Annotated in this window: 24 protein-coding genes; 3 read left to right on the top strand and 21 right to left on the bottom strand. The window is 61.5% G+C overall.

Features of this window, described 5'->3' with window-relative positions; genetic code table 11:
* The 3 genes from B3H65_RS06220 to tmk are packed head-to-tail and all read right to left on the bottom strand — an operon-like array spanning position 1 to position 3586.
* Positions 1 to 1653, bottom strand: coding sequence for a PSP1 domain-containing protein (locus B3H65_RS06220; protein ID WP_286684562.1), 1653 nt, complete (start codon positions 1651 to 1653; stop codon positions 1 to 3).
* A complete protein-coding gene (locus B3H65_RS06215) occupies positions 1644 to 2813 on the bottom strand; it encodes an ATP-binding protein (protein WP_286684561.1) in 1170 nt (389 codons plus the stop codon). Before B3H65_RS06215 ends, B3H65_RS06220 begins: the two co-directional genes overlap by 10 nt.
* On the bottom strand, positions 2810 to 3586 hold the full coding sequence (gene tmk, locus B3H65_RS06210; RefSeq protein WP_286684560.1) for a dTMP kinase: 777 nt from the start codon (positions 3584 to 3586) through the stop codon (positions 2810 to 2812). The genes B3H65_RS06215 and tmk overlap by 4 nt, the downstream gene beginning before the upstream one ends.
* A 177-nt stretch (positions 3587 to 3763) precedes the next feature.
* Between tmk and B3H65_RS06205 the strand changes: the two genes are divergently transcribed.
* On the top strand, positions 3764 to 4699 hold the full coding sequence (locus B3H65_RS06205; RefSeq protein WP_286684559.1) for an HAD hydrolase family protein: 936 nt from the start codon (positions 3764 to 3766) through the stop codon (positions 4697 to 4699).
* A gap of 141 nt (positions 4700 to 4840) precedes the next feature.
* On the opposite strand, the gene B3H65_RS06200 is transcribed toward B3H65_RS06205, so the two are convergent.
* The 14 genes from B3H65_RS06200 to B3H65_RS06135 all read right to left on the bottom strand — a co-directional run bounded on the left by B3H65_RS06200 (position 4841) and on the right by B3H65_RS06135 (position 18106).
* Complete coding sequence (locus B3H65_RS06200; protein WP_286684558.1) at positions 4841 to 7429, bottom strand: DNA topoisomerase I; 2589 nt, start codon at positions 7427 to 7429, stop codon at positions 4841 to 4843.
* A 402-nt stretch (positions 7430 to 7831) separates the two neighbouring features.
* On the bottom strand, positions 7832 to 8506 hold the full coding sequence (gene hypB, locus B3H65_RS06195; protein WP_009140842.1) for a hydrogenase nickel incorporation protein HypB: 675 nt from the start codon (positions 8504 to 8506) through the stop codon (positions 7832 to 7834).
* Positions 8507 to 8519: 13 nt separating this feature from the next.
* Positions 8520 to 8990 (bottom strand): hydrogenase maturation nickel metallochaperone HypA, encoded by a 471-nt coding sequence (locus tag B3H65_RS06190; protein ID WP_286684557.1) that lies wholly within the window; start codon positions 8988 to 8990, stop codon positions 8520 to 8522.
* Between the two features lie 9 nt (positions 8991 to 8999).
* Positions 9000 to 9785: a twin-arginine translocase subunit TatC gene (gene tatC / locus B3H65_RS06185; protein WP_009140844.1), complete on the bottom strand. Its 786-nt coding sequence runs from the start codon at positions 9783 to 9785 to the stop codon at positions 9000 to 9002.
* The gene (locus B3H65_RS06180; RefSeq protein WP_286684556.1) at positions 9785 to 10402 is read right to left on the bottom strand and encodes a Sec-independent protein translocase subunit TatA/TatB; all 618 of its coding nucleotides are present in this window, start codon (positions 10400 to 10402) and stop codon (positions 9785 to 9787) included. The genes tatC and B3H65_RS06180 overlap by 1 nt, the downstream gene beginning before the upstream one ends.
* A gap of 141 nt (positions 10403 to 10543) precedes the next feature.
* Positions 10544 to 10858, bottom strand: coding sequence for an STAS domain-containing protein (locus tag B3H65_RS06175; protein WP_286684555.1), 315 nt, complete (start codon positions 10856 to 10858; stop codon positions 10544 to 10546).
* Positions 10859 to 10912: 54 nt separating this feature from the next.
* Entirely contained in the window at positions 10913 to 11626 is a 714-nt protein-coding gene (locus B3H65_RS06170; RefSeq protein ID WP_286684554.1) for a tetratricopeptide repeat protein, read from the bottom strand.
* A 6-nt stretch (positions 11627 to 11632) separates the two neighbouring features.
* Positions 11633 to 12097 carry a hypothetical protein gene (locus B3H65_RS06165; protein WP_286684553.1) on the bottom strand — a complete coding sequence of 155 codons (465 nt, stop codon included), beginning with the start codon at positions 12095 to 12097 and terminating at the stop codon, positions 11633 to 11635.
* Between the two features lie 141 nt (positions 12098 to 12238).
* Entirely contained in the window at positions 12239 to 12943 is a 705-nt protein-coding gene (locus B3H65_RS06160) for a ubiquinone/menaquinone biosynthesis methyltransferase (protein WP_286684552.1), read from the bottom strand.
* A complete protein-coding gene (locus B3H65_RS06155) occupies positions 12944 to 14245 on the bottom strand; it encodes an aminotransferase class I/II-fold pyridoxal phosphate-dependent enzyme (RefSeq protein ID WP_286684551.1) in 1302 nt (433 codons plus the stop codon).
* Positions 14246 to 14434: 189 nt separating this feature from the next.
* Positions 14435 to 14851, bottom strand: coding sequence for a hypothetical protein (locus tag B3H65_RS06150; protein WP_286684550.1), 417 nt, complete (start codon positions 14849 to 14851; stop codon positions 14435 to 14437).
* Between the two features lie 9 nt (positions 14852 to 14860).
* Positions 14861 to 15115 carry a hypothetical protein gene (locus B3H65_RS06145; RefSeq protein WP_286684549.1) on the bottom strand — a complete coding sequence of 85 codons (255 nt, stop codon included), beginning with the start codon at positions 15113 to 15115 and terminating at the stop codon, positions 14861 to 14863.
* A 289-nt stretch (positions 15116 to 15404) separates the two neighbouring features.
* Complete coding sequence (gene nhaA / locus B3H65_RS06140) at positions 15405 to 16817, bottom strand: Na+/H+ antiporter NhaA (RefSeq protein ID WP_286684548.1); 1413 nt, start codon at positions 16815 to 16817, stop codon at positions 15405 to 15407.
* A gap of 344 nt (positions 16818 to 17161) precedes the next feature.
* Positions 17162 to 18106: a DHH family phosphoesterase gene (locus B3H65_RS06135; protein ID WP_270480987.1), complete on the bottom strand. Its 945-nt coding sequence runs from the start codon at positions 18104 to 18106 to the stop codon at positions 17162 to 17164.
* Positions 18107 to 18290: 184 nt separating this feature from the next.
* On the opposite strand from B3H65_RS06135, the gene B3H65_RS06130 reads away from it, so the two are divergent.
* Positions 18291 to 19139 carry a histidinol-phosphatase HisJ family protein gene (locus B3H65_RS06130; RefSeq protein ID WP_286684547.1) on the top strand — a complete coding sequence of 283 codons (849 nt, stop codon included), beginning with the start codon at positions 18291 to 18293 and terminating at the stop codon, positions 19137 to 19139.
* Between the two features lie 95 nt (positions 19140 to 19234).
* Positions 19235 to 20473, top strand: a complete 1239-nt coding sequence (locus B3H65_RS06125; RefSeq protein ID WP_286684546.1) for an MFS transporter — start codon at positions 19235 to 19237, stop codon at positions 20471 to 20473.
* Between the two features lie 52 nt (positions 20474 to 20525).
* Here B3H65_RS06125 and moaC read toward each other — a convergent pair whose 3' ends face one another.
* The 4 genes from moaC to B3H65_RS06105 all read right to left on the bottom strand — a co-directional run bounded on the left by moaC (position 20526) and on the right by B3H65_RS06105 (position 24525).
* On the bottom strand, positions 20526 to 21653 hold the full coding sequence (gene moaC, locus B3H65_RS06120; protein ID WP_286684545.1) for a cyclic pyranopterin monophosphate synthase MoaC: 1128 nt from the start codon (positions 21651 to 21653) through the stop codon (positions 20526 to 20528).
* A 95-nt stretch (positions 21654 to 21748) separates the two neighbouring features.
* Positions 21749 to 22717, bottom strand: coding sequence for a GTP 3',8-cyclase MoaA (locus B3H65_RS06115; RefSeq protein WP_414630714.1), 969 nt, complete (start codon positions 22715 to 22717; stop codon positions 21749 to 21751).
* 916 nt (positions 22718 to 23633) lie between these two features.
* Positions 23634 to 24119 carry an aldo/keto reductase gene (locus B3H65_RS06110; RefSeq protein WP_286684543.1) on the bottom strand — a complete coding sequence of 162 codons (486 nt, stop codon included), beginning with the start codon at positions 24117 to 24119 and terminating at the stop codon, positions 23634 to 23636.
* 7 nt (positions 24120 to 24126) lie between these two features.
* Positions 24127 to 24525 carry an aldo/keto reductase gene (locus B3H65_RS06105; RefSeq protein WP_286684542.1) on the bottom strand — a complete coding sequence of 133 codons (399 nt, stop codon included), beginning with the start codon at positions 24523 to 24525 and terminating at the stop codon, positions 24127 to 24129.
* Positions 24526 to 24534: the final 9 nt, after the last annotated feature.

Genomic DNA, 24534 nt, shown 5'->3' with positions numbered 1-24534 from the left:
CTATTCCGCGCTTGAAGAAGCACCGTCCCCGTTCGACGCGCCGCCATCTTGCTTTGGCTTGCGCGAACGACGGCGGCGGCGACGCTTCTGCGCCTGCTGGTCGGGCGCCACATCCTGGCGCGAACCGTCCTGAGGAGCGGGAGACTTCTTCTCCGCAGCCGCGCCGCCACCATCACCGGGACGCCTGCGCGTCACCTTGACTTTGCCAGAAGAAAGCTGCTCGGCAACGGAAGGCACATCGGGCTTCTGAGCGGTATGCTTGCGGCGGCTCTTCGCGGAAGCACCCTCGCCCTTATCCTCGGATGCCTTGTTTGCGCGCTTGACCTCATCGCGCATCGCTGCCGCGCGGAACGCGTCGTCTCGCTCCTCGCCGGATAGATGGCGGCGACGGCGGCGCGAGGGCTGTGCCTGCTGATCGGACGCCTGGGAGCGCGCCGGACCGCGCTGACCCTGCGTGGATGTACGCTGCTGGCCCTGCTGCGCGGCCTGCTCCGCGGCCTCGCCCGCGTTACGGCGACGACGGCGGCGCGGCGTGGCGCCCTCCGGCGCTGACTCGACGGCTTTTGCCTGCTTTGCCTTGGCGGATTTAGCGGCCTTGGGCTTGTTCGCGGCGGCACCGCCGCCAAATTTGGCAGCTTCCTCCTCGCGCATGCGACGGCGGCGAGGCGTGGGACCGCTAGCCACAATGCGATCGGCGCGATCCAGGCCGTCGCCCACGTCCACGCCGCGCTCGCGGTCAAGCTCCAGCAGCGCCAGGGCAATGTCGGGAGACTCGATCTTCTCGAGCACGTCGCGCGTCACACAATCCGGACGGCAAGAAGAACAGCCGGATTCCGCGGACTTCTTCTTGCAGGAGTCCGAGCATGTCATGTCCGCCAGGCTCACGCGGAAGACCTTGCCGCTCTCAAGGCGCAAGATCAGCTCCTCGCGCGGGGTGTTGTATTCTTGCACGCGCGCCTTGCCCAGCGGCGTATCGATGATCGCCTTCTTTTTGGGAGCACGGCTCTTAAAGTCCTTGTACGCCTCAAACTCATAACGCAGGCAGCACATGAGGCGGCCGCACACACCAGAGATTTTGGACGAGTTCAGCGGCAGGTCCTGCTCCTTCGCCATACGGATGGAGACGGGCTCAAACTGACCGCCAAAACGCGCGCAGCACAATTCCTGACCGCACGTGGCATACCCACCAATAAGGCGGGTCTCGTCGCGCACGCCAATCTGGCGCATGTCGACTCGAATATGGAAGAAAGCGGACAGGTCGCGGACCAGCTGGCGAAAATCGACGCGGTCCTCAGCGGCAAAGTAGAAGACCGCCTTCTCACCGCCAAACAGGTATTCAACGCCCACGGGCTTCATATCGAGCTCGTTTTGCTCTACCAAGCGGCGGAAATCATACATGGCGTCCTCGCCCATGCGAGCAAGATCATCGGCGTGGTCAAGGTCCTCGTCCGACGCAACGCGCAAAACGGGTTTTAAGGGAGCTGCGAGCTCAGATGCGGGAACGTCGAAGGGATCGGCGGTAACCAAACCTATCTCGGTTCCGCGCTCAGTTGAACAGATCGCATGATCGCCGGCCAGGACATCGATCCCCTGCGGGTCGAACCATAGATCGCGCGACGCAAACGCGAACTTAACGGGAACAACTACGGGCATGTGAGAGCCTTCCTGATATCGAAAAGCATGACCTCGATGGCCAGCTGGGGGGTTACGTTGCGGGCGATGCATCTCTCGGCAGAGGCGACGGCGTCCAAGGCGGCGGTCGCGCCGGTTACGGTTGCGGCCGAGCACAAGCGGTCGATGATGTCCTCCACGTCTCCGTTCATGGCCGGAGCGGGATCGCCCTGCAACCGCATGAGCACGTCTCGAAGAAGCGAGCGAGCACTCGCCAGCGCTTCCATGATACCCGAACGCTCACGGGCGGACAGCTCGCGCTTGTTTCGGTCCTCAAGCTGCTTCATAGCTCCACGTGAGAGATAATCGGCATTTTGCTCCAAAATCGCCTGCTGGGTCGACTTCACTTCTGCGAGCGGCGCGTTGATGGCAACCATAAGGTCTTTAGCGATCAAGAGAACGTCCGCCTCGTCCGCATGGCGCAGCGAATCTATCGCCCTCACCATCTGACGACGGGCCTCCTGCCTCTCCGCGTTCTTGAGAAACTCGATAGCGCGCGCGGGGCTGCCGGCAACGGACACCGCCATGCGGCAGCGCTCCGGGGACGTGCCTGTAGCGCGCTCGACCGCCTCCGCGGCGCGCACCGGCGAGACCGTGCGAAACGGCACGCACTGGCAGCGCGACACAATGGTGGGCAAAATCACCTCTGTGCTTGTTCCCAGCAAAATAAACGTCACGCCCGCCGGCGGCTCCTCAAGCGTTTTAAGCAGCGCGTTGGCCGTGTTGGCGCGCAGCTGTTCGGCACGGTCGATGATGTAGACCTTGCCGCGGGCGCGGATGGGCGCCAGGGCAACGTCCTCCAGCAGCTCACGGGTCTGGTTGATCAAGTAGCCGGTCGCGGATTCAGGCGCCAGCAGATGAACGTCCGGATGCGTATGGCGCGCCACGCGAACGCACGCGTCGCAACTGCCGCACGCAGCGCCCGCTAATGTGGACGATGCATCGCCGTCCTCCCCCGCCCGCTCGCACAGCAGGGCCTGGGCAAGAGCCCAAGCGGCATCGAGCTTTCCAGAACCGGGGGCGCCCAAAAAGAGGTAGGCATGACTCGCCCTGCCCGATGCCACCGCGCGGGAGATGAAATCGCGCACGCGGGGCTGGGTGTCAAGACGGGCAAGCAGCGAGTGATCGGGGACCGTGGTCATGCGCGATCAGCCTCCCCCGCCCTGCCCAAGGCGGCCGAATCCCCAAAGCTATCTAGGGCATAGGCCACGTCTTCCTCGTCCAAATCAATGCCCGCGGCACCAAGCTGGGCGCGCACCTGGGCAAATACGCACTTGATATCGCCCGAGGCATCGATGATCTTCACGCGCTGGGGATCCTGCTTGGCGATCTCCCTAAACCCACTTGCCACGCGCTGCTGATAGGCCATGCCCTTGGCCTCCATGCGGTCCGCATCGGTTCGCGCGGACCGGCGCTGCGCGACAGCGGGGTCTAAATCGAAGACCAGCGTCAGTGCGGGATGGCACCCGTTGACGGCCAAGCTGTTCGCTTGTTCGACCATAGACGTATCAAGGCCGGCGGCATGCGCCTGGTAGGCCGTGGTCGAATCATAGAAGCGGTCGCACACCACCAACGTACCCGCCGCCAAAGCGGGCTCTATCACCTGGTGCACCAGCTGCGCGCGGGCGGCCTCGTACAGCAAAAGCTCGCATACATCGCCCATCTCGCTGTTAGCGGGATCGAGCAACAACGCGCGGATCTTCTCAGAAATCGCCGCACCGCCCGGCTCGCGCAGATGCAGCACGTCGATGCCGGCGTGCTCGAGCGCCAGCACCAAAAGCCGCGCCTGCGTGGACTTACCCACGCCGTCTACGCCCTCAAGGGTTATAAATGGTGGCAGCTCGCGCTCGCCCGCTGCATCGCGCAGACGCAAGGGGGCATGCGCGCCGTCTTGTATATGCGAAAGCGAGGACATGGGGCTCCAATCAATCTCGCTTGCTTTCAGTCATGTATCCATGATACGCGATGAGCGGACACGCAACGCAAGCTATGGGCATTCTCATGGGTTACGCCAATTGTGCACCGCCCGCGCCGCTTCGCAGAGTACCATTGCATGGATTGTGTCTGCCAGGGGAATTAAGCAGGGGGAACTATGGCTGCATTTGACCTCATCGCGTTCGATCTCGATGGAACCGTCTTTGGTATCCCATTCAAGCAAGAGATCACCCAGCGCGTCTACCGCGCATTTCAAGCCGCGCATGATCGCGGCATCACCATCGCCGTCGCCACGGGCCGTCCCGTCGCCATGCTGGGTGATCAGCTTAAAAGCGCGCCGTGGCTCGATTGGGGCATCACGGTCAACGGCGCCCAGATCGTCGACATGCAGGGCGATCAGCCCTCGCTTTGCCGGCCAATCGACAAGCAGCTGGCGCTCAAGCTAATGCGTGAACTTGGCGACAAGGTCTCTTGGAGCACATTTATCGATGACACCCCCTATGTGGAGGAGAAAAAGGTCCTTCACATGGCAGAGATGGGATTGGGGGCCTTCTCCGACCCCGGCGTGACGTCGGCCGCCGCCGATGCGAGCGATACGGATACCGGCGAGGGCAAGAGCGTGATGGAGCGCTTTGGCTTCAACCCCATCGAGGCGTTCGCGTCCCGCACCGATATGAATATCGTCCCCTCCATCTACAAGCTGGTAGAAGACCTGCCCAAAACCTCCAAGGTGCAGAAGTTCGGATGCGCCTTCGACTCCGCCGAAGACACCGATGCCGCTTTCTCCGAGCTCACGCGCGTTCACAAGGACCTCGATATCGCCATCCTCAACGCCACGGAACTCGAGATTACCGGGGTCGGCGTCAACAAGGGGTCGGCCCTCGAGCTCCTGTGCTGGAAGCTTGGCATAGATCCCGCTCGCGCGGTTGCCTTTGGCGATTCCGGCAACGACATTTCCCTGACGGGCCGTTCCAACCACTTTGTCGCCATGGGCAATGCGGACGGATTCATCAAAGAGCGCGCCGATGAGATCACCGCAACGGTGCAAGAAGACGGCGTCGCGGCATGGATCGAGAAGAATCTGCTGAACTAACTCTGCGTACGGCGGCCATTTCTCGTCCATACGCGAACCGCCAAAAGACGCTCACAAGAAAGCCCGCCGGACTATTTGGACCCGGCGGGCTTTCTTCTTGCTGCAAATCGCCCTGATTGGACGGCCCGCATTCTAACGAGGCTATTGAGCGGACGAGGACTTCTTGGACGTCGTCTTTTTAGCGGCGGGCTTTTTCGCCGTTGCCTTTTTGGACGAGGAGGCCTTCTTTGCCGGGGTCTTCTTGGCTGTAGACCCCTTGGCTGCAGCGCCCTTGGCACCGCGGGCGGGCTTTTCCTTCTTCTCCTTGCCTGGGCAGTCCATGTTGACGCAGATGCGCCACGGACCGCGAGCGGTCTCTACCACAACCACGGGCGCGCCGCAGTGCTCGCAGACCTCGCCAGTCGCCTCAAGCTTGCCGCGAGCGGGCAGCGGATAGGACACGCCGCACTCCTCGTAGTTGGAGCAGCGGATAAAGCGCTTGCCGCTCTTTTCGCTCTTATGCGCGATCAGGTCGCCACGACGGCCCGCCTCGGCGCACACGGAGCACTCGCCAACCTTGAGGTCGGGTTCGTAGTTGGTGGGGCACTTGGGGTTCACGCACTGCTCATAGGCCTTTTGGCGGAACGGCTGGCACTTGATGCGAGGGGCGCCGCACTCCGGACACACCGCCGCGTCGCCCTCAAGCGGGCTCACCTTGACGCCGCTGGGCACGGGATAGGTGACGTCGCAATCCGGCCAGCCCATGCAACCGATAAAGCTGCCGCGGGTCTTGGCGCTCTGCTTCATCACCAGGTCCTTGCCGCACTTGGGACATGCGCCCACGCGGGCGTCTGCCGTGACGGCGTCGCTGATGGCCTCGCCCAGATCGTCCTTATGCTCGATAAGGTTGTCGAGCATGCCCGCCAGCAGCGCGCGGGAGTGGTCGACCACATGGGTCTGCGTGTCCTGGCCCTCTGCCACATGCGTCATGTCCTCGTCCAGCTCCGCCGTCATTTCCGGCGTGGTGATACGAGGCGCGAACTGCGAGAGCGCATCGATGATGGCCATACCCAGCTGGCTGGGCTCGATGGGATCGTTCTTGAGATAGCGAACCTGGTACAGGCGCTCGATGATGCTCGCGCGCGTGGACTTGGTGCCCAGGCCGCGCTTCTCCATCTCCTGGACCAGCTTGCCCTGGCTGTAGCGTGCGGGCGGCTCGGTCTGCTTGGCCTCCAGGTTGACGTCGTGCACGTCCACCACATCGCCGGCGTCCAGCGCGGGCAGCTGCTCGTCGCGCTTGAGGCCATACGGGTAGGCTTCGCGGAATCCGGCATCCACCAGCACGTCACCGGAGGCAGCGAAGGGTTCGCCGGCAACATCGATGGACACCTTGGTGTTCTCGATGGTCGCGGGACCCATAAGCGTAGCCAGGAAGCGGCGGGCGATGAGGTTGTAGAGCTTGAGCTGACCGCCATCGAGCGTGGTGGGGTCGCCCTGGCCCGTAGGGTGAATGGGCGGGTGATCGGTGGTCTCCGTCTTGCCGCGCGTGGGCTTCATGGGGCCGGCCAAGACCTTCTTGCACACGGGCGCCAGAGCCGGCGAATTCGCCGCCAAGCCCTTCACGATGCCCTCGAGGTCGAGTGAGCGCGGGTAGACGGTGTTGTCGACGCGCGGGTAGGAGATAAGACCGCTCATATAGAGGCTCTCGGCGATTCGCATGGTGCGAGCGGGGCTGATTCCCTCTGCGGCCGCCGCCGCCTGCAAGGAGGTGGTGTTGAACGGCACCGGGGGCTGCTGCTTGCGCGAGCGCTTGGCGACATCGGTAACGGTTCCGGCTACGACGCCGTCCACATGGCCAAAAGCGGTTTGAGCGGCATCTTTGTCCGTAAAGCGCGCCGTTGCGTGGCTGATCTTGAAGTCCGCACCCTTGGCTGCCGCCATGCCGCGAATCTGCCAGTAATCCTCTGGCACAAACGCCATGCGCTCGCGCTCACGCTCTACCACCAGGGCAAGCGTGGGCGTCTGCACGCGGCCAGCGGATCGAACGTTGCCAAAACCGCCGAACTTGGCGAGCGTAAGGTAGCGGGTCAGCACCGCGCCCCAGATAAGGTCGATGTATTGACGGCTCTCGCCCGCATCCGCCAGGTTCTGATCAAGCTCAACCAAATTGTTGAACGCCTCGGTCACCTCGCCCTTAATAAGCGCGGAGTAACGGGCGCGGCTCACGGGCACATCGGGCGCCACCTCGCGCACGCAAGACAAGGCGTCCGATCCAATGAGCTCACCCTCGCGGTCGAAGTCCGTCGCGATCACCACGGAGTCGGCTTTCTTCGCCAGGTTCTTGAGAACGCGGATGATCTCTTTCTCCGCAGGATTCTTGATGATGGGTGCCCACGTAAGGTAGGGCAGGCTCTCGACCTTCCAACCCTTGATGTTGATGCCGTTGGCAAGGAACGGCTTGCGCTTGGTGTCGTACGGCGGGCGGGCAAGACCGTCCGGTACCTGGGCGTTCAGCACCTCGCCGTCTTCGGTCAGCGAGTACCACCCCTCCTTCTTATCGAAGAGGATCTCATCTGGAAAGTCCGGCGCCAGGATATGGCCGGCAAGGCCCATGGACACCCACTCCTCGCCCTCCACGTCGAAACGATAGACGGGCGTGTTGTAAACCTTGTCGTTTTTAGGCTTGCCGGTAGCTAGAAGCTGCGCAATTTTCTGCGCAGCGATGTTTTTCTCTGCAATGACGAGCTTCAACGGGGCTCCTTCGCTATACGTTCATGTATGGTCAGCAGTATAGCGACTAAATACGAGTTCGCGAAACACGCATGAAGTTACCGCCGATTCCCCCGCGCCCGCGCCAAGCCACAAGCTCGGTGGCCGGCGGACCGAAGGAGCGCTACATTCTCAACAGCTTCGCGTCGCTTTTGGCGGAATCGGCATGCTCCATGTGCAATTCGGAAGGCTAATTGCATCGTTTTTTATTTTTGGGAAGTAGCCCGCCCTTGCTCTCATGATTTTCCCAGCTTATAAATTTCTTATCAGGACGATATAGCGCTTGATTTTCAAAAATGCATGCAATTATCCTGCAGATTTGCACATCCTTGCCGCTGTTCAGCCATAGAAAGTGCGAAAAGCCGGACATTTTACGCCGAAAACCTACTTCGCGGCCTCGATCTGCTCAGCCAGCCAGGCGCACCACTCGTCCATGCCCTGTCCGCGCACTGCGCTCACGCTAAAGCGCGGCGCCTGCGGGTTGAGGTTGTCGAGCGTGTGGTTGTACTCGTCCATATCGAAATCGAACGCGGGGGCGACGTCGACCTTGTTGAGCAGCAGCGCGCCCGCGTGCTGGAAGATACCGGGATACTTCAACGGTTTATCGTCGCCCTCCGGCACGGAGAGAATCATGATGGACAGGTTCTCCCCCAAATCAAAGTCCACGGGGCACACCAGGTTGCCCACGTTCTCGATAAAGATGACGTCGATATTGTCCAGGCCAACGCCCGCCTCGAATGCATCGACGGCCTGGTTGATCATGTTGCCCTCAAGATGGCACAGCCCGCCCGTGTTGATCTGGATGGCAGGCATGCCCGCTTCCTTCATGGTGATGGCGTCGACGTCGGAGGCGATGTCGCCCTCGATCACGGCGCAGCGGTAGCGATCGCGCAGGCGCTCGTTGGTCGCCAGGATGGTCGATGTCTTGCCGGAGCCAGGGCTGGAAAGCACGTTCACCACAAAGATCTGGTGCTTGGCAAAGCGCTCGCGCAGCTGGGTCGCCAGGCGCTCATTGCGCGACAGGATAGGGCTCTCGATACCTATGGTCTTCTCGGACATGGATCCTTCTTTCTTACAGATTGGCTTGTGGACGAGGATCGGCGGCATCGCTCGGCGCGACATCGCTCGGCGCGGCGCCGCACGCGGAATCGACGTCGCCCGTGACCGCATCGCCCGCGGACGGTTCATCCTCGTCCGGAGTCTCTATCTCAAGCGACACAATATCCAACTCGCGGCCGCGCAGCAACATGGTCTGCCCGCTGCCGCACTTAGGGCACCGGCAATGGAAGCGGTCGTGGTCGAACTCCTCGCCGCATTGCACGCAGGCGCTGCGAGGGTGCACCCGCTCCACGATCATCTCGCTCTCAAGGGTAAGGGGGTCCTCCTCGCGCAGGGCCTCCCAAGCAAAATCCATGGCCTCCGGAACGGTCTCGCACATGTCGCCGATTCGCACGGTAACGGAAACGACGCGCGAAGCTCCCGCCTCACGCGCCGTCTTGCAAGCCACATCTAGAATTCCGGAAACAATTCCGAGTTCATGCATGCGTCTCTATTACTCCTCTTCGTCCTCGTCATCATCAAACAGGCTCAAGCGACCCTCTTTGAGGCCGGCTTTACCTTCGCGCTTAACAATGACGATACGGGTCACGGCAAGCGCGATCTCGTACAGCGCCAGCATTGCCGCGTACATATACGCCATGGTGACAGGCGAAGCGTCGGGCGTGACGCAGCCGGCAACAACCAGCAGCACAACGTAGACGTAACGCCATGCCTCACGGAACTTGACATACGGGACGATGTGGAACACCGCAAGGTAGAAGACGATAAGCGGCAACTCGAACGCGACGCCAAAGCCGATCATGAGGAGAAGCTCGATATTGATGTAGTCCTCCAGCATGGGCATGGCCGTGCCGATCGCCTCGGATTCACCGATAAGGAAACCAAAGGCGGGGTTGATGATCACGAAATAGCAGAAGATAACGCCCAGGAAGAACAGCGCGGTGGCACTCACGATGGTGGGAACCACCCAACGGCGTTCGTTGGGCTTGAGCGCGGGCAAAAAGAACGCGAGGATCTGCCAGATGATCATGGGCGTGCACATAACAAGGGCAAGCTTGAACGCGATGGAGAATCGCAGGCTGAAGCCGCCCAGCGCCGTCATGACGTAGAACTCGTCCGCGAACTCGCGGATGGGATCCTGCAGGATATCGATCACGGTAGGCGTGGCGAAGTACAGGACAAGGGAGGCGGAAAGAACGGAGACCACCACAATGGTCAGGCGGCGACGCAGCTCACCCAAGTGGTCAAACAGCGGCATTCGCGCGGGTCCGATGGGCATTACTGCTCACCCCCTTCTGCAGAGGCGTCGGCGGACGAGGAATCGGCGGCGTCATCGGTCGCAGGCGCGTCGGCAGCGGCCTTGCGCTTGCGGGGACGGCGGGCGTAGAGGTCCTCGGTGGTGCGGACCGCGGGCTCCTCCTCAGCGGGCTCAGGCTGGTCGGCAGCATCGACGGACTGACCGGCGGTCGCAGCGGCGGGCGCGGCGTCGGCAGCAGAAGCCTCATCGCTCGCGTTGCCAGACTCGGTGGCCTCCGCCTGGGCGGCAGCAGCTTCCTTCTCGGCCTTCTCGGCGGCGAGGCGGGCGCGGCGCTCGGCGAACGTTTCCTTGCGGCGCGGCGTGGGCTCGCCCACGGAATCAAGGTCGCTATCGTCTTCTGCCGTGGAAGAGGTGGACGAGGATCCGCTCTTCTTGGGCTTGACCGGAGCCGCTGCAGCTGCGGTCATGGGATCGATGACCTCGGACTGAACCACAGAGGTCATCTTCTCCTGCGTCTCGCGGAACTGGCGAAGGGCACGGCCAAGCGTGCGGCCAATCTGCGGGAGCTTGTCGGGTCCAAATAGCAGGAAACCAAAGATCACAATGATCATCAGCTCCGTGGAACTGATTCCAAACACGGCGCCTCCAAGAATTCTCGGTACACCAAGACCCGTCGCAAGGGCGCCGAGCCTCGAAAATAGACAACTTTATTAGTATAACCAACGCTTACGCTTCCGAGCATGGACTTACGCAAGCTTTACGCTGCGCGGAGGCGAACCTTACGCAGCGGTGATGCCGATCTCCTTGTCAAGGCCAAGCAGCTGCGCCACGCGCAAGACGCCGGGCTGGGCGTTGACGGCGACAAAGCGCTTGCCGTGCTCTTCCGCGTGATGAGCCGCGCCAACCAGCACGCCAATGCCGGTGGAGTCGATGTAGGAGACCTCGGCAAAGTCCAGCTTGACCTCCTCGGTGGGCTGCTCAAGGGCAAAGTCGATGGCGTCGCGCAGCTTGGACGCGTTGGAGATGTCGACCTCGCCGGTCACGGAGATGAGATAGCACTCAGGGGTGGGATTGGCGGTAATTACCAGCTCCATGTTGATGCTCCTTGCACTCGAAGTGTTAGTAAGATACCGGGCTCCAAAGCCGCGCTACGAAGCGTCGCTTTGGGTGGATTCAAGGTTAGCCAGACGCTGCTGGGCATACGTCTTGACCTGGTAGGTGTCCTCGGGATCAGCCTCGATCGCCTTGTTGTAGGCGTCCTTGGCGTCATCGATGCGGCCCTCGTTCTCGTAGAACATACCGAGGTTGGCCCAAGCGGGTCCAAACGTGGAATCGCCTGCCACAAAATCCTCAAGCGCCGCGATGGCCGCGGTATGGTCGCCCGAGTAGAAGACGCAGATCGCGCGGTCGACCTCGGCGGACTTAGAGCCAGGATTGCGCTCGATATAGGTGTCGTAGTAGCTGATCGCCTGCTTAAAAAGGTCGATGGCGTGCTGCTGATCCTCGTCCCCTTGAGCATGACTCATGGCGGCGGTGCCCCAATCAAAGTAGCCGTTAGCCAGGTTCAGCAGGGTCGACGGGTCGGCGGGGTTGGCCTCGTACTTGGCTTTAAGCTGCTTGGCCGCGGTACCGTACGTGGCGTCGACATCGTCCATGGTATGGGCGTCATCAGATGCAGCCTGGCTGCTAGAAGACGCGTTGCCGTCCGCCTGCTCGCTTTGCTGCGATGTCTGCTGGCCCTGGGACCCCGCAGGAGTCAGGGCGCCGGACAGCACCACAACGGCAAGGACGATAACCGCAACCAGCAGCAAGATCACTATAACGGCGCGGGTACGCTTGGTCTGCTCTGCGTTGAATGCCATGGCACTCTACTCCTGGCTCGCGTCGGCGTTCGCGTTTGCGGACGAGGAGTCTGCGGACGAGGAACCGGAGTCCACCACGGTCGCGTTGCCATCCTGATCGACGGACAGCTGCGGGTGGCCCTCGGGCAGCTGGGTGGAATCGAGCTCGCCAGCAGACTGGTCTTGTTGCTGGGCCATCTGCTCGCTAGAGCTACCAAGCTCTGCCAAGGTTGCGGAGGTGCCGATCATGTAGCCAATCACCACGCCCAGGATAAGCGCGATGGCGGCAATCGCCAGCACCATCCAGAAGGGCGGCGCGTCATTGCGACGAGCGGCATTGCCAGAAGCGGACTTTTGGTCCGCCGCATCATCGGAATCGCTTGCGTTAGATACGGCCGCAGCCTCCTGCTCGACCATATCCGCATCGGACGAAGCCGCAGCGGCATCTGCCTCCATCAGCTCTTGCTCGTCATCGAAGAAATCATCGGTCATGCTTTGAATCCAGTCAGTTATCTCGGGTACATACCTGGATTATTGTAGCTGCCCCGTGGCATAAGCCCTATGACGGCGTGCGATTTGCAGCAGTTCTGCACGGCCTGGCAAAAAGCCCCAACCCCCAGCGATACTTCGCCTCTACTTCACCGCGGCATAGACCGCGACGATGCCGCCGGTGCAGTTCTCATATTCCACCTGCGAGAATCCCGCCTCGTGAAGCTCTTGGGCAATGGCGTCTTGCGGTGGAAACGCCTTGATGGAGTCGCGCAGGTAGTCGAAACCCGAGCGGTCGCCCGTCACCGCCCCGCCGATAAACGGGATCATATGGGTGAGGTAGAAGCGATACAACGCGCGCCACACCGCGTTAGGCGGCGTACCAAACTCCAGGACCACGTAGCGCCCGCCGGGTGCCAGCACGCGCGCGGCCTCGCGCATCGCGCGGCGGCGATCAGAGAAGTTGCGCAGGCCATAGGCGCACGTGACTACCGTGAATTCCTCGTCCCCATACGGGAGATTATGGGCATCGACCACGTTGAGGCCACATGGTACGCCAAGGTTGGCGCCAACCGTTATGCGCTCGGCTGCGACCTCGAGCATCTCGGGCGTGAAGTCCGTAAGCTCGATGGAAGCCGGCGGGCACGCTTCGCACAAGGCGAAGGCGACGTCGCCCGTGCCGCCCGCAACATCCAAAACGCGATCGGCGTCCGTGCAGGCGGCAGTACGAGCGACACGGCGAAGCCAGCTTCGGTAGATACCAAAGCTGGACAACGCGTTAAACAGATCATATCGACGGGCGATCTCGGAAAAGATGCCCTTTACTCGCTCCGCGTGGGCGTCAGCCATCTACGCGCGCTCTTCCGCTGCGAGCTCGGCCGCGACCAGCTTGACGGCGAGCACCAACACGTCGAGGGCCGCCTCGAGCTCCTCTACGCTGGGGTAGCTTGGGGCGATGCGAATGTTGGTATCGCGCGGATCCTCGCCGGGCCACGTAGCGCCAGCCGGGGTGAGCTTGACGCCCATCTGGGCGCACAGGGCGGCGACGCGCTTAGCAGAGCCATCGGGACCATCGAAGGAGACAAAGTAGCCGCCGCGCGGATGGGTCCACGTGGCGCAGCCGGTGCCGCCAAGGCCCTCGGCAAGCTTGCGCTCTACGGCCTCGAAGCGCGGGCGCATGAACTCCGCATGCTTCTTCATGTGGGAGCGAACCGCGTCCAGGTTGGGCAGGAAGCGCACATGGCGCAGCTGGTTCATCTTATCGGCACTGATAAGGCCCATCTTGAGGAACGCGGAGACCTCGGCGATGACCGCAGGCGACGCACCGACGAAAGCGACGCCGGAACCAGGGAAGGTGATCTTGGAAGTGGAGACAAAGGCGACCACACGGTCCTCGTTCTCGGTGCCGCGGGTGTAATCGAAGATGTTGGCGAGGTCATCGGTCTCGTCGTAGAGGTCGTGCACGCAATAGGCGTTATCCCAGAAGATACGGAAGTCCGGGGCGGCCGTCTTCATGGTCGCAAGACGGCGGACGGTCTTCTCGGAGTAGGTCTCGCCCGTGGGATTGGAATACTTGGGAACGCACCACATGCCCTTGATGCTGGCGTCGCTTGCAACCATGGCCTCGACCACGTCCATATCCGGACCCTCGCCGGTCATGGGAACGGGAACGTTTTCGATGCCAAGGTCGGCCGTGATGCCAAAATGGCGGTCGTAGCCGGGAGCGGGGCACAGGAACTTGACGGTCTCGCCGTTATGCTTGGCCGAATAATCCGCCCAGGGCTCGCTGTCCAGGCTGCCGCAGCGCCAGAATTGGCCGCAGATATCATGCTCGAGCAGCAGGCTGGAAGAGCCCAGCACCAGGGTCTGCTCGGCAGGCACGCCCAGCATCTCGCTTGCGAGCGCGCGAGCAGAGGGGATTCCCTCGAAGAAGCCGTAGTTGGAGCAGTCCACGTTGCCATCGTGCAGGTCCGCGTCCGAACTCAAGATGTCGAGCATGGGACGAGAAATGTCCACCTGCTGGGGCGACGGCTTACCGCGCGCCATATCCAGGGCGAGGCCGCGGGCCTTGACCTCTTCAACCTGGGCACGCAGGGCCTCGATGGCCTGAGCCAGGGCGTCCGCATCCATCTGCTGATACATCGTCTGCATGATGAGCCTTTCGACAGAGCGCGGGGCGGGCATGCGCACTGCACCCGCCCCGGCGCCAATACATAACACCTTGTCGCAGTATACCCGCCTCGCGCGTCGGCGTCACCGCACACGCGCACGCGTAACGTCTTCAACATGAACACGGGGCGCCCAGGGCGAGGGGCCGCAGAAGCGTCCGCGACCAAAACCCTACGCCAACCGCAGTAGCCGCTCGCGCACGGAGCGCACCTGCACAATCGCGTTTTCGATCTCGCCCTTGAGGTCGTTGATACGCGCATGGACCATAAGGTCGCTAAAGGGATCATCGAAGAAGAAGTCCGCGAATGTAAGGAAGTCGTCCAGCTCGACGCGAAGCGCGGATCCCTGATCCACGTCCTGGACCTCTTGGACAAACGCGCGCAGCGCATCCCGCGCAGCATCAAGCTCGGTATTGACCTTGTCGATCTTGCCGTGCTTGACCAAAGCCGCGAACAGGTCTCCACCCAAAATGTCGAAAAGACTCCATCTGCCGGCGGACCTCAGCGTGTCATAGGCGCTTTCAAGATGGCCCAGCGCTGCGTCCGCGGCGGCGACGGCCTCGTCGCGTTGCTGTTGAGGTGTCTTCATGGCACTCCCCTACTCGACCGTTCCGTACATACCGCCCCAGCCGTGGGCCGCAAGCGCCGAATTGAGCTGGTCGCACAGGCGCTGGCGCTCGTATACCCCGGGGGGAAGCAGGTTGATAATCTCCATAAGGTCAGAGGACAGATCCAATATCTCGCCCTGGACCACCATATCCAGACGGTCGACCGTCTGGCGTCCCGCGTACAGGCCATCTACCAAATGCTGCAGCTCACCGAACTCCTCGGCCTGAAACGACCCGATATCCATACGCGCTTCCTCCTTTATCGACAGTCGCCATCATCCACGGGCGCACCCATCTGAATGCACGACCACGCCTGACGCCTCCCCGCAGAAGGCCGCGATCGCGCTCGCAGCATAATCTACCATGCAGACGCGATAAGCCCCGCCGCGGTATCGTCAACCCAAGAAAACGGCTGTTCCTCGTCAAAATAAAAACGGTCCGGCAACCGTCGAGGCAACCGGACCGTTTGCATATATCGCTATACCCATGAGCCGGTCAACGAAAACCCGCTCGTTTTGCCCTCTCGATCGAAGCCTATTCCGCAGCCTCGACATGCACCTGCTGGGGTTTGGGAGCATCCTTGGAGGTAGGCTGCGGCGCGCGAAGCTTTGGACGAGTAACCCTGCTCATCACGAGCATTCCCAGCACGGCGGCGGTCACCGACCCGCACAGGATAGCGGCCTTTGCCGCCAGCAGCTCGAAGGGCTCCGCGGGAAACGCCAGGCCGGAGATGAGGATGGACATGGTGAAGCCGATGCCGCCCAACACGCCCACGCCGGCGATGTGGCCCCAGGTGACGCGGCGCGGCAGCTCGGCGATGCCGCTCTTCACCAGGATGAACGTTACGCCCACAATACCGATGGGCTTGCCCAGCAGCATGCCAAAGTAGGTTCCCAGCGCAACGGGGTCGGTCGCCAGAGCGACCAGGTCAACGCCCACCAAGCGCACCTGCGCGTTCACAAAAGCGAAGATGGGCAGAATCAAGAAATTCACCGGCGTAGAGATGGCGCGCTCCAAGCGAACCAGCGGAGGCGACACGCGATGCATGATGCGCTCGACGCCCACGGCCGCGCGGGTAAAATCATGCTGACCCAACACGTGCGCGTCATCATCATACTTATCCGCCAAATCCGGCAGGCTCTCTTGCAACCAGTTGGACAGGTTGCTCAGCTGAACGCCTGAGCGCGCCGGAACGGCGAACGCCACGATAACGCCTGCAAGGGTTGCATGGATGCCGGACTTAAACAGGCAGAACCACAGCACAAGGCCAAGCACCATATAGGGGGCAAGGCGAAAGTACTGGCGTATATTCAGCAGGACCAAAAGCACCGTCACCAGCACGGCCATGGCAAGCCAGAAAAGATCCGGCGTGTGCCCGTAGAAAATAGCGATCGCCAAGATAGAGATCAGGTCATCTGCAATGGCAAGCGTGGTGAAGAACACGCGTACGCCGGCGGGAACCCGGTTGCCCAGCAGCGAGAGCACGCCCAGCGCGAACGCGATGTCGGTCGCCATGGGAATCGCCCAGCCCTGGGTCATACCGCCCTTGTTGAGGAACGAGTAGATGCACGCGGGCACCACCACGCCGCCCACGGCCGCCAGCATGGGCAGCAGGGCTTGACGGGGCTTCTTGAGTTCGCCCACCGTCATTTCATATTTGAGCTCGATGCCAACCAAGAGGAAGAAGATCGCCATGAGAAAGTCGTTCACAAACAACTCAACGGACATCGAAGCCGAGAAATGACCGATGCCTATACCTATGGGCTCGGACAAGAATTGATGGATGGGCTCATAGGCATCCGTGTTGGCGCAGATCACCGCCGCGATCGCAGCGATAACCATGACGGCGGCGGAAACGGTGCCGTTTTCCGTGATGACCTCGTATGCGTAGCGGCGCTTGATACGCTTGCGCTGAGTCTCGTTGAACAGGTGCTGGCTTGCTGCCATGGCGGCTCCCATCTTGTTGGACGCTATCCCGCGTCACCGCGCGCTACGGGATAAAAAACAAAAAGCCCCGCATCGCGCGAGGCATCGGCGTCAATCGCTTGACCAATCTATGGTACCCATCCCACCCATAGGCGACCCGCTCCCTCAAAAGCGACTACAGAGCGATTACAAAATTCGCTCCACAGATAACGCGTTTTTGACGATTATCTATGAAGAGACCTAGTCTGAGGCGGGCGCATGTGCCATAAGGTTTCCACCTCGGGTACAAAGCCCCGGATACCCAGCGAGACCACGCGTCGGCCTCAAAGGTATCCGGGGCTAAACAGTTTTATAGCGAGCAGAAGCTACTCGGCAGCAGCCAGGATGGGAGCGGCGACCTGCTTCTTGCGGGAAAGCACGCCGGGCATCCACACGCCGTCGGACTCGTCCGCAATACCAAGGCCCTTCTGGGCAGCAGCGGTATCGCCCTCCAGCAGCACCTGGGAGCCCTCCTCCATGATGTCGGTGAGGCAGAGCACGATGCCGTCGGCGCCCTTCTCGGCCTGATAGGCGCGCATGGCCTCGCGGATCTCCGGAATCATGCCGAGGGCGCGGGTCTTGTCGACGGTCTCGTACTGGCCGATGAGCAGGCTCTTGCCGGCAACCTCGAACATCTTGATGTCGTTGCCGACCATCTGCTCGGCGGTGAAGGAGCCGGACGGACGGGTGAGGAAGACCTCCATACCGAACTTGACCGGGTCGACGCCAATCTGGTCGCCCAGCTTCTTAGCGATGGCGGCGTCGATGGCGGTGGCGGTGGGGCTCTTGAGCATGAGGGTGTCGGTCATCATAGCGGAGAGCAGGAGCTTGGCCTGAACGTCCGTGGGCTCGACGCCAAGAACCTCGAACAGCTTGGCGACGATGGAGCAAGAGGAACCCCAGGGCAGCGCGACGATGTGCAGCGGGGCGGCAGTGGTGAAATTGCCAAAACGATGGTGGTCGACAACACCGGCGATCACGGCGTTCTCAAGGCCGGTGACGGACTGGCCGGGCTCGTTGTGATCGCACAGAACCACCAGCTGGGCCTCTTCGCCCTCGGCGGCGGGCTCGATAGCGTCGATCAGCATGGGAGCGGCGACGCCGTTGTCCTCAAGCAGCTTAGCGGACTCGGCGGGCAGCGGCCCCAGGCAGCAAGCCTGGTAGGTGTTGCCATCGAACTCAACCTGGTTCAGCAGCTGGGACAGCACGACGGACGACATGATGGCGTCGTTATCGGGGTTCTGGTGACCAAAAACTAGAACGTTGCTCATTGGTTCCCTCCGTTAAACAGATGATACTCGGATGCTCACTATCCTAGCACGTTACAGCAGGGCCACCCGCTGCATCGCCCCATCTTAATGTCGGGAACCTTTTGCTTTTTAATCCTTCTCGTCCGCGCCCTGTTCATGCAATCGGTATCCTTCTCTATGCTGCATTGTTTTAAGGGGGGATCATATGCTTGCCGACTACCATGTCCATACCGAGTTTTCTGACGATTCCGTCTATCCGCTCGACACGGTCTGCCGCGACGCCATAGACCGCGGCTTCGATGAGATCTGCATCACCGATCACGTCGATTACGGCATCAAGCCGGATGTGGACGAGTTCCGCCGCGACCCGTCGCTGGCGCCCGTAGTCGAAGGCATACCCACCACCAATGTGGACTACGAGCGCTACATCCCCGCCATCATGCAGGCACGCGAGCGCTACGCCGGCAGGCTTGAAGTGCGCTGCGGTCTGGAATTTGGCGTGCAGTCGCACACGCAGGACCGCTACAACGCCTTGTTCGACCGCCTCTCGAGCTCGCTCGACTTCATCATCTTGTCCATCCACCAGGTGGGCAACAAGGAGTTTTGGACGGGCGAGTTTCAGCGGGGGCGCACGCAGGACGAGTACAACACCGCGTACTACCAAGAAATGCTTCACGTGGTCGATACGTTTGATAACTGGAGCGTACTGGGGCACCTTGACCTTATCAAGCGCTACGATCCCGCAGGTATTTGGCCGCACGAGAAAAGCGAGGAGCTTGTGCGCCAAATCCTTGTCCGCACCATCGAGAAGGGCAAGGGCATCGAGATCAACACTTCCTCGTTCCGCTATGGTCTACCGGACCTGCAACCCTGCACCCAGATCCTCAAGCTCTATCGCGAGCTGGGCGGACGCGTGATCACTTTTGGCAGCGACTCGCACAAACCCGAGCATCTGGGCGCTCATATTCCAGAGGTACGGGAACGCCTGCGCAATCTTGGCTTTACCGAGTTTTGCACGTACCGCCACATGCAGCCCGTGTTTCACGCCCTTTAGGAAACTGCGGCGCCCCCGCACGCCAGACGACAACCGGCGGACGCGCCCCCATCAAACAAATCGCCGATATCCCTTAGATTTTGAACAGGTATTCTATGGCCTCTCTTCTCATCCCCATCATCTACCTCACCTTTATCTCGCTTGGCCTGCCCGATTCTTTGTTGGGCACGGCCTGGCCGGTCATGCATCTCGACCTGGGCGCACCCGTCGCAGCCCAAAGCGCGATTTCGATCATCATCTCGTGCTGCACCATCGTATCCTCGCTCATGACCGCACGGCTGGTGCGCAAACTGGGCACGGGCAGGCTATGCGCTCTCTCCGTTGGCCTTACCGCCGCCGCTATCCTCGCCTTTGCGTTTACGGGCTCCTTTTGGCAGCTCTGCCTGATCTCGATCCCCTACGGCCTGGGCGCAGGCGCTATTGACTCCGCGCTCAACAACTACGTCGCGCTTAACTACGGAGCCAAGCACATGAGTTGGCTGCACTGCTGCTGGGGTGTTGGCGCCAGCGCGGGCCCCATTGTAATGGGCTGGGCCCTTGCGGGGCCGCCAAGCTGGCACGGCGGCTACCTCGCCATAGGCGCGATCCAAGCTTTTATCACCCTTGTCCTGTTCTTTTCCCTGCCTTTGTGGAAGCGCGGCGTGGACGAGGACGCATCCGCCGCAAGCGACGGCAAGCTGCCAGATTCCAGCAAAGCTTCCGCCAACCAGGAGCAACCCCTTACCAATCGTCAGCTTCTTGCGCTCCCGGGCGCGGCCGCTTCCATAGGCTCTTTTGGGTTCTATTGCGCGCTTGAAGGCGCGACCGGCCTTTGGAGCGCAACCTACCTGGTCATGGCGCGCGGCGTCGATACGGCAACCGCGGCGTCCATGGTCTCACTGTTCTACATCGGCATTACCGCCGGTCGCCTGCTCTCTGGATTCGCTGCGCAGTGGCTGGGCAGCGAGCAGCAGATCCGCTTGGGCCAGCTTCTTATTGGCGGCGGCCTTGTCACCCTCATCCTCTTTGACGCCGTCCCCGTGCTCTGGGCAAGCCTTGCCGTCATCGGCCTTGGCTGCGCGCCCATCTACCCCAGCATTGTCGCGCTTACGCCTGGGCGCTTTGGCGAGCGCGCATCGCAAGGCCTGGTCAGCCTGCAGATGGCGTGCGCATATACGGGCGCTATGGTTGTACCGCCCCTTTTTGGCATGGTTGCGGGATCAAGCCACCCGGAGCTTATCCCGTTTATGATCGCCGGCCTGCTTGCTGCCGACGTTGTATTGGCAGAGGTCGCCGTTCGCCGATGCGCGGAATCAGGCCGCCAGACCACCGACAAGCGCGAAAACCAGTCATAGGGTTTGCCAGCGCGTGTACCTGTCGGCATGCGCGCCGGGCTTTTGGGAACCCTTAGCGGGCCAGATAACCTTCCACCACGTTGGCGACCGTCGCCGCATCGTTAATGTCGGCAACCGGCAGATTGATGTGGATATGGTTTGCCAGGGTGTCGTTACAGGCAATCGCCAGCGTTGCATCGTCCACTAAATCCAGCGAGCTCGAGCCGCGCAGGCGATCGACGCCGGAACGAGCCACTACCACGTTGGGCAGGCCGGCGGTCTTGTACCCCTCCACAATGACCACGTCCACATCGGTGTAACGCGCCAACAAGTCATCAAGCGGAAACTCCTGGTCCGTATCCACGTACTCCGCGTATCGATTGGCGCAGATGAGGCCCACATGGCGGCTGCCCGCCTCCGCGTGACGCCAGGAATCCTTGCCCGGCACGTCGATGTCGAAGCGGTGGTGCCCGTGGTGCTTGATGGACCCCACGCGCAGCCCGCGCGCCGTTAGCTCGGCAATAACCTTCTCTACCAGCGTGGTCTTTCCAGAATTCTGGTAACCGATAAATGCAACTGTAGGGGCGGGAGCGGCGGGGGCATCTTCACTGGAGTCAGAAGCGGTAGCGTCCGCGCCGTCCTTGCCTTCAACCGCCGCGGCACTGGCGCCCTCGCGCTCCCACACGCCGGAGCGTCCCCCCTCTTTTAGCAGCAGGCGCACGTCGACGATCTCCATGCCGCGATCGACCGCCTTGCACATATCGTAGATGGTGAGGCAGGCCGTGCTCGCCGCGGTCAGCGCCTCCATCTCGATGCCGGTCACGCCCGTGACGCCGCAGGTTGCCAGCACGTGAAAGCCCACACGGCCGTCTTTGCGCGCGCCCTCGCCCATAGCGGGGATGGACTCGATCTCCACCTTGCTTTTAGTGATGTTGAGCGGATGGCACATGGGTATAAGGTCGCTGGTCCGTTTGGACGCCATGATTCCGGCCACGCGCGCGCAGGCGAGTACGTCGCCCTTCTTTGCGCGGTCCTCGAGCACCATGGCCTGGGTCTCCGGATGCATGAGGATGCTGCCCTCCGCCACGGCGATGCGGCGGGTCACGGCCTTATCGCCCACATCGACCATGCGGACGTCACCGGACTCGTCAACGTGCGTCAGCTCGTCACGATATGCATCGCGGGGATTGTTCTGAGTCATGTGCGTTCTCCCTAGAACCCGGGCGGGGCCCGTCTTGATGTGCATCCATTCTACCCAGCGCGCCGCTGCGCAACTGCCGCGCAAGACGCGCCTTCTCAACCGCCGATCTGCGACATGAAACGCTCCGTGCCTTCGATCACCTCATGCTCTTGCGGCTTATGTGCGACGGCGTCGCGGAAAATCTCGACAACGCGCGCGTCATCGCCCGAGCGCAAAGCCTCTCGCACGTGATACTCCGCATCGGAAAACAAACATGGGCGAATAGAGCCGTCCGCGGTAAGCCTCATGCGGTTGCAGCTGCTGCAGAAATGGTTCGACATGGCAGAGATGAATCCCACCGTGCCCGCAGCGCCCGAAAAACGCCAATAGCGAGCCGGCCCCACCCCGTCGGGCAAAAGCGCGTTATCCACCGGCTCAAGCCCACCTACCCCCGCAGCGCTGGCAGCGGCGTCGATAATCTGGCGCAGCTCGCTAGAGGGCACGGTATCGCTGGCGTCCCATTGCTCGGGACAAAGCTCGCCATCCGGGTTTTCCCCAGCATCCGCTGCGCAAAACCCGCGATTTTCATCGCTTCCAATGGGCATGTACTCGATAAAGCGCACGTGTATGGGACGATCGATCGAAAGCCTCGCCATGCCAAACACGTCTTGATTGAGTCTGCGAACCACCACGCAGTTCACCTTCACGGGATCAAACCCATACTCCAGAGCCGCGTCTATGCCCGCAAGGGTCTGCTCCAGGCGTCCCAAGCGGGTGATTTTGGAAAACTGGACGGGATCTAATGTATCCAGCGAGATGTTGACGCGATCAAGCCCCGCCTCTTTGAGCTTTGGCGCCAGACGTGGTAGAAGCACGCCATTAGTTGTGAGCGATACGTCTTCGATCTGGGGTATCGCGCGGATCTCCTCAATTAACGGAATGATGCGATGGCTTACCAGCGGTTCGCCACCGGTTAAGCGCACGCGCGTGATGCCCTCGCCCGCGACCAGACGCACAAAGCGGGCTATTTCCTCGGCACTCAACAACTCGCCATGCGCGCGCGGGGGCACGCCGTCGGCGGGCATGCAGTACACGCAGCGAAAGTTGCATTTATCTGTGACGGCAATGCGCAGGTAGCTTATCTTTCTATCAAAGCCATCTTGAAGCGCATGTTTTACCACGTGAGCCCCCGTTCGCCGCAACCCAGGTCATTATTCTCCGTCTGAAATCATAGCCCATGTTTGAGTTGCAGCGTTAACCAGAAGATGGGCCGACGGCGCTGGCTTGGGCGGCGGTCATGACGGGCGGAACCATGCCAAAAGATGGCGTGAACGGATTTCGCACTTGCTCCATTTAAACCTTCTGCTCATTCGGCCTAACTTTTATTAATGATTTTCGACTTTTTACCGCACCCCCTATTTATGTATCGGGCTTTGGGACCATCGGGCCGCGGACCAGAGGAAAACCCTAGCGGAAAGCCTCACCGCTTCTAAGCTGAGTTGAATATGGCGCACACCGCCCGCGTTTTCCAATAACCCCAGAACAGCTGGGCCCCTCGAGGCTCCGGTGCCTCGACTCGTACGAGTCGTTCGCCACGTGATTGTGCGGCATCGCACCGCTCGAAAGAAGAATCCGATAGGGAGGAACGTGATGGGAGGGCTGAATATGTGCGGACAGGCGGGCGCCAAGCCGAACTTCAACGAGATCGCGCAAAGGCACGGGATGGACCGACTGTGGTGAGATGTGTTAACACTAACGTGTTATTCACCCTTTTTACCAATGTACTTACACCGTTTCCGCCGATGTAGTTTCGCCAATTGCGCTAACGCGCCCCCTCCGCTTTCGGTTAGCTGTCGGCGGCCCCTCCTCGCCCTCGAGCTCGCCTCCAGTCAGGTGAACGCGGTGGGTCGCCCTCGAGCAAAAACAAGGGCGCCGCTTGGCGACGCAATCCCGCCTGGCGACGCCCTGCAAACGAGCCGATTCGATTGTCCGTCGTGATGCCTAGGGCTCGAGCCTCACCGTACCGCGCGCGAGCATGTCCTCGAGGGTCTGCGGAGCGCAAAAGGTACGGGGGTCGTTGGAGACAGCGCACTCCGGATCATGCAGCCCGTCAATCGCGGCGACCTCGCCATCGGTCAATTCGAAGCCGTAGATGTCCATGTTCTGCCTCATGCGCTCGGGCTTGGTCGACTTGGGCAGCACCACATGGCCCTTCTGGACATGCCAGCGCAAAACGACCTGCGCGGGCGTCACACCGAGCCTCTCCGCGGCGGCGCACACGGGCTCGGACTCGATGTCCTTGCCGTGGCCGAGCGGAGAATACGCCTCGATGGCAATGCCTCGGTCGCGGCAATATGCCTCGAGGCCGGGCTGCCAGAAACGCGGATGCGACTCAATCTGGTTGACAGCCGGGACGATGCCCGTCTCCTCAATGATGCGGTCGAGGTGCTCGGGCAGGAAGTTGGAGACGCCGATTGAGCGCACCATGCCGCGATCACGTAGCCCCCCCCATCGCCCGCCATGCCTCGAGATATCGGTCCATGGTGGGGCATGGCCAGTGGATGAGATACAGGTCTATCGCGTCGACGCCCAGAACGGCGAGCGACTCGTCGCACGCGCGGAGGACCTCATCCCGGCCGTGATCGGCATTGCGCAGCTTGGTGGTCACAAAGACTTCGCCCGTCATTCCCGTGGCCTTGAGGGCGGCACCGACCTGAGCCTCGTTGCAGTACGCCGCGGCCGTGTCGACATGACGGTATCCGAGGGCGAGAGCGTCCTCGACCGCCTGCTGGGCCTCATAGGGCCAGATCTGGAACGTGCCGAAACCTATCTGGGGAATTTCCGCACCAGAGCCAAGGGTAATCGTCTGAATGCTGCTACAGACCACCTCCATGGCAAGCCT

The organism is Collinsella sp. UBA1693 (assembly GCF_002320115.1).
Taxonomy (GTDB): Bacteria; Actinomycetota; Coriobacteriia; order Coriobacteriales; family Coriobacteriaceae; genus Collinsella; species Collinsella tanakaei.
Note: the sequence above shows the minus strand (reverse complement) of the source record. Positions and strands in the feature narration are given on the sequence as shown.

What these genes read in the sequence shown, in the direction of transcription:
- B3H65_RS06175 (WP_286684555.1), bottom strand. Translation starts at nt 10,858, where the DNA reads ATGGAGCTGGTAATTACCGCCAATCCCACCCCTGAGTGCTATCTCATC.
- B3H65_RS06115 (WP_414630714.1), bottom strand. Translation starts at nt 22,717, where the DNA reads ATGCCCGCCGACGGCGTGCCCCCGCGCGCGCATGGCGAGTTGTTGAGT.
- tatC (WP_009140844.1), bottom strand. Translation starts at nt 9,785, where the DNA reads ATGCCCATCGGACCCGCGCGAATGCCGCTGTTTGACCACTTGGGTGAG.
- B3H65_RS06125 (WP_286684546.1), top strand. Translation starts at nt 19,235, where the DNA reads ATGGCCTCTCTTCTCATCCCCATCATCTACCTCACCTTTATCTCGCTT.
- tmk (WP_286684560.1), bottom strand. Translation starts at nt 3,586, where the DNA reads ATGTCCTCGCTTTCGCATATACAAGACGGCGCGCATGCCCCCTTGCGT.
- moaC (WP_286684545.1), bottom strand. Translation starts at nt 21,653, where the DNA reads ATGACTCAGAACAATCCCCGCGATGCATATCGTGACGAGCTGACGCAC.
- nhaA (WP_286684548.1), bottom strand. Translation starts at nt 16,817, where the DNA reads ATGGCAGCAAGCCAGCACCTGTTCAACGAGACTCAGCGCAAGCGTATC.
- B3H65_RS06110 (WP_286684543.1), bottom strand. Translation starts at nt 24,119, where the DNA reads ATGGTGCGCTCAATCGGCGTCTCCAACTTCCTGCCCGAGCACCTCGAC.
- B3H65_RS06105 (WP_286684542.1), bottom strand. Translation starts at nt 24,525, where the DNA reads ATGGAGGTGGTCTGTAGCAGCATTCAGACGATTACCCTTGGCTCTGGT.
- B3H65_RS06145 (WP_286684549.1), bottom strand. Translation starts at nt 15,115, where the DNA reads ATGGATATCGGGTCGTTTCAGGCCGAGGAGTTCGGTGAGCTGCAGCAT.
- B3H65_RS06160 (WP_286684552.1), bottom strand. Translation starts at nt 12,943, where the DNA reads ATGGCTGACGCCCACGCGGAGCGAGTAAAGGGCATCTTTTCCGAGATC.
- B3H65_RS06220 (WP_286684562.1), bottom strand. Translation starts at nt 1,653, where the DNA reads ATGCCCGTAGTTGTTCCCGTTAAGTTCGCGTTTGCGTCGCGCGATCTA.
- hypB (WP_009140842.1), bottom strand. Translation starts at nt 8,506, where the DNA reads ATGTCCGAGAAGACCATAGGTATCGAGAGCCCTATCCTGTCGCGCAAT.
- B3H65_RS06155 (WP_286684551.1), bottom strand. Translation starts at nt 14,245, where the DNA reads ATGCAGACGATGTATCAGCAGATGGATGCGGACGCCCTGGCTCAGGCC.
- B3H65_RS06130 (WP_286684547.1), top strand. Translation starts at nt 18,291, where the DNA reads ATGCTTGCCGACTACCATGTCCATACCGAGTTTTCTGACGATTCCGTC.
- B3H65_RS06135 (WP_270480987.1), bottom strand. Translation starts at nt 18,106, where the DNA reads ATGAGCAACGTTCTAGTTTTTGGTCACCAGAACCCCGATAACGACGCC.
- B3H65_RS06190 (WP_286684557.1), bottom strand. Translation starts at nt 8,990, where the DNA reads ATGCATGAACTCGGAATTGTTTCCGGAATTCTAGATGTGGCTTGCAAG.
- B3H65_RS06215 (WP_286684561.1), bottom strand. Translation starts at nt 2,813, where the DNA reads ATGACCACGGTCCCCGATCACTCGCTGCTTGCCCGTCTTGACACCCAG.
- B3H65_RS06150 (WP_286684550.1), bottom strand. Translation starts at nt 14,851, where the DNA reads ATGAAGACACCTCAACAGCAACGCGACGAGGCCGTCGCCGCCGCGGAC.
- B3H65_RS06165 (WP_286684553.1), bottom strand. Translation starts at nt 12,097, where the DNA reads ATGACCGATGATTTCTTCGATGACGAGCAAGAGCTGATGGAGGCAGAT.
- B3H65_RS06205 (WP_286684559.1), top strand. Translation starts at nt 3,764, where the DNA reads ATGGCTGCATTTGACCTCATCGCGTTCGATCTCGATGGAACCGTCTTT.
- B3H65_RS06170 (WP_286684554.1), bottom strand. Translation starts at nt 11,626, where the DNA reads ATGGCATTCAACGCAGAGCAGACCAAGCGTACCCGCGCCGTTATAGTG.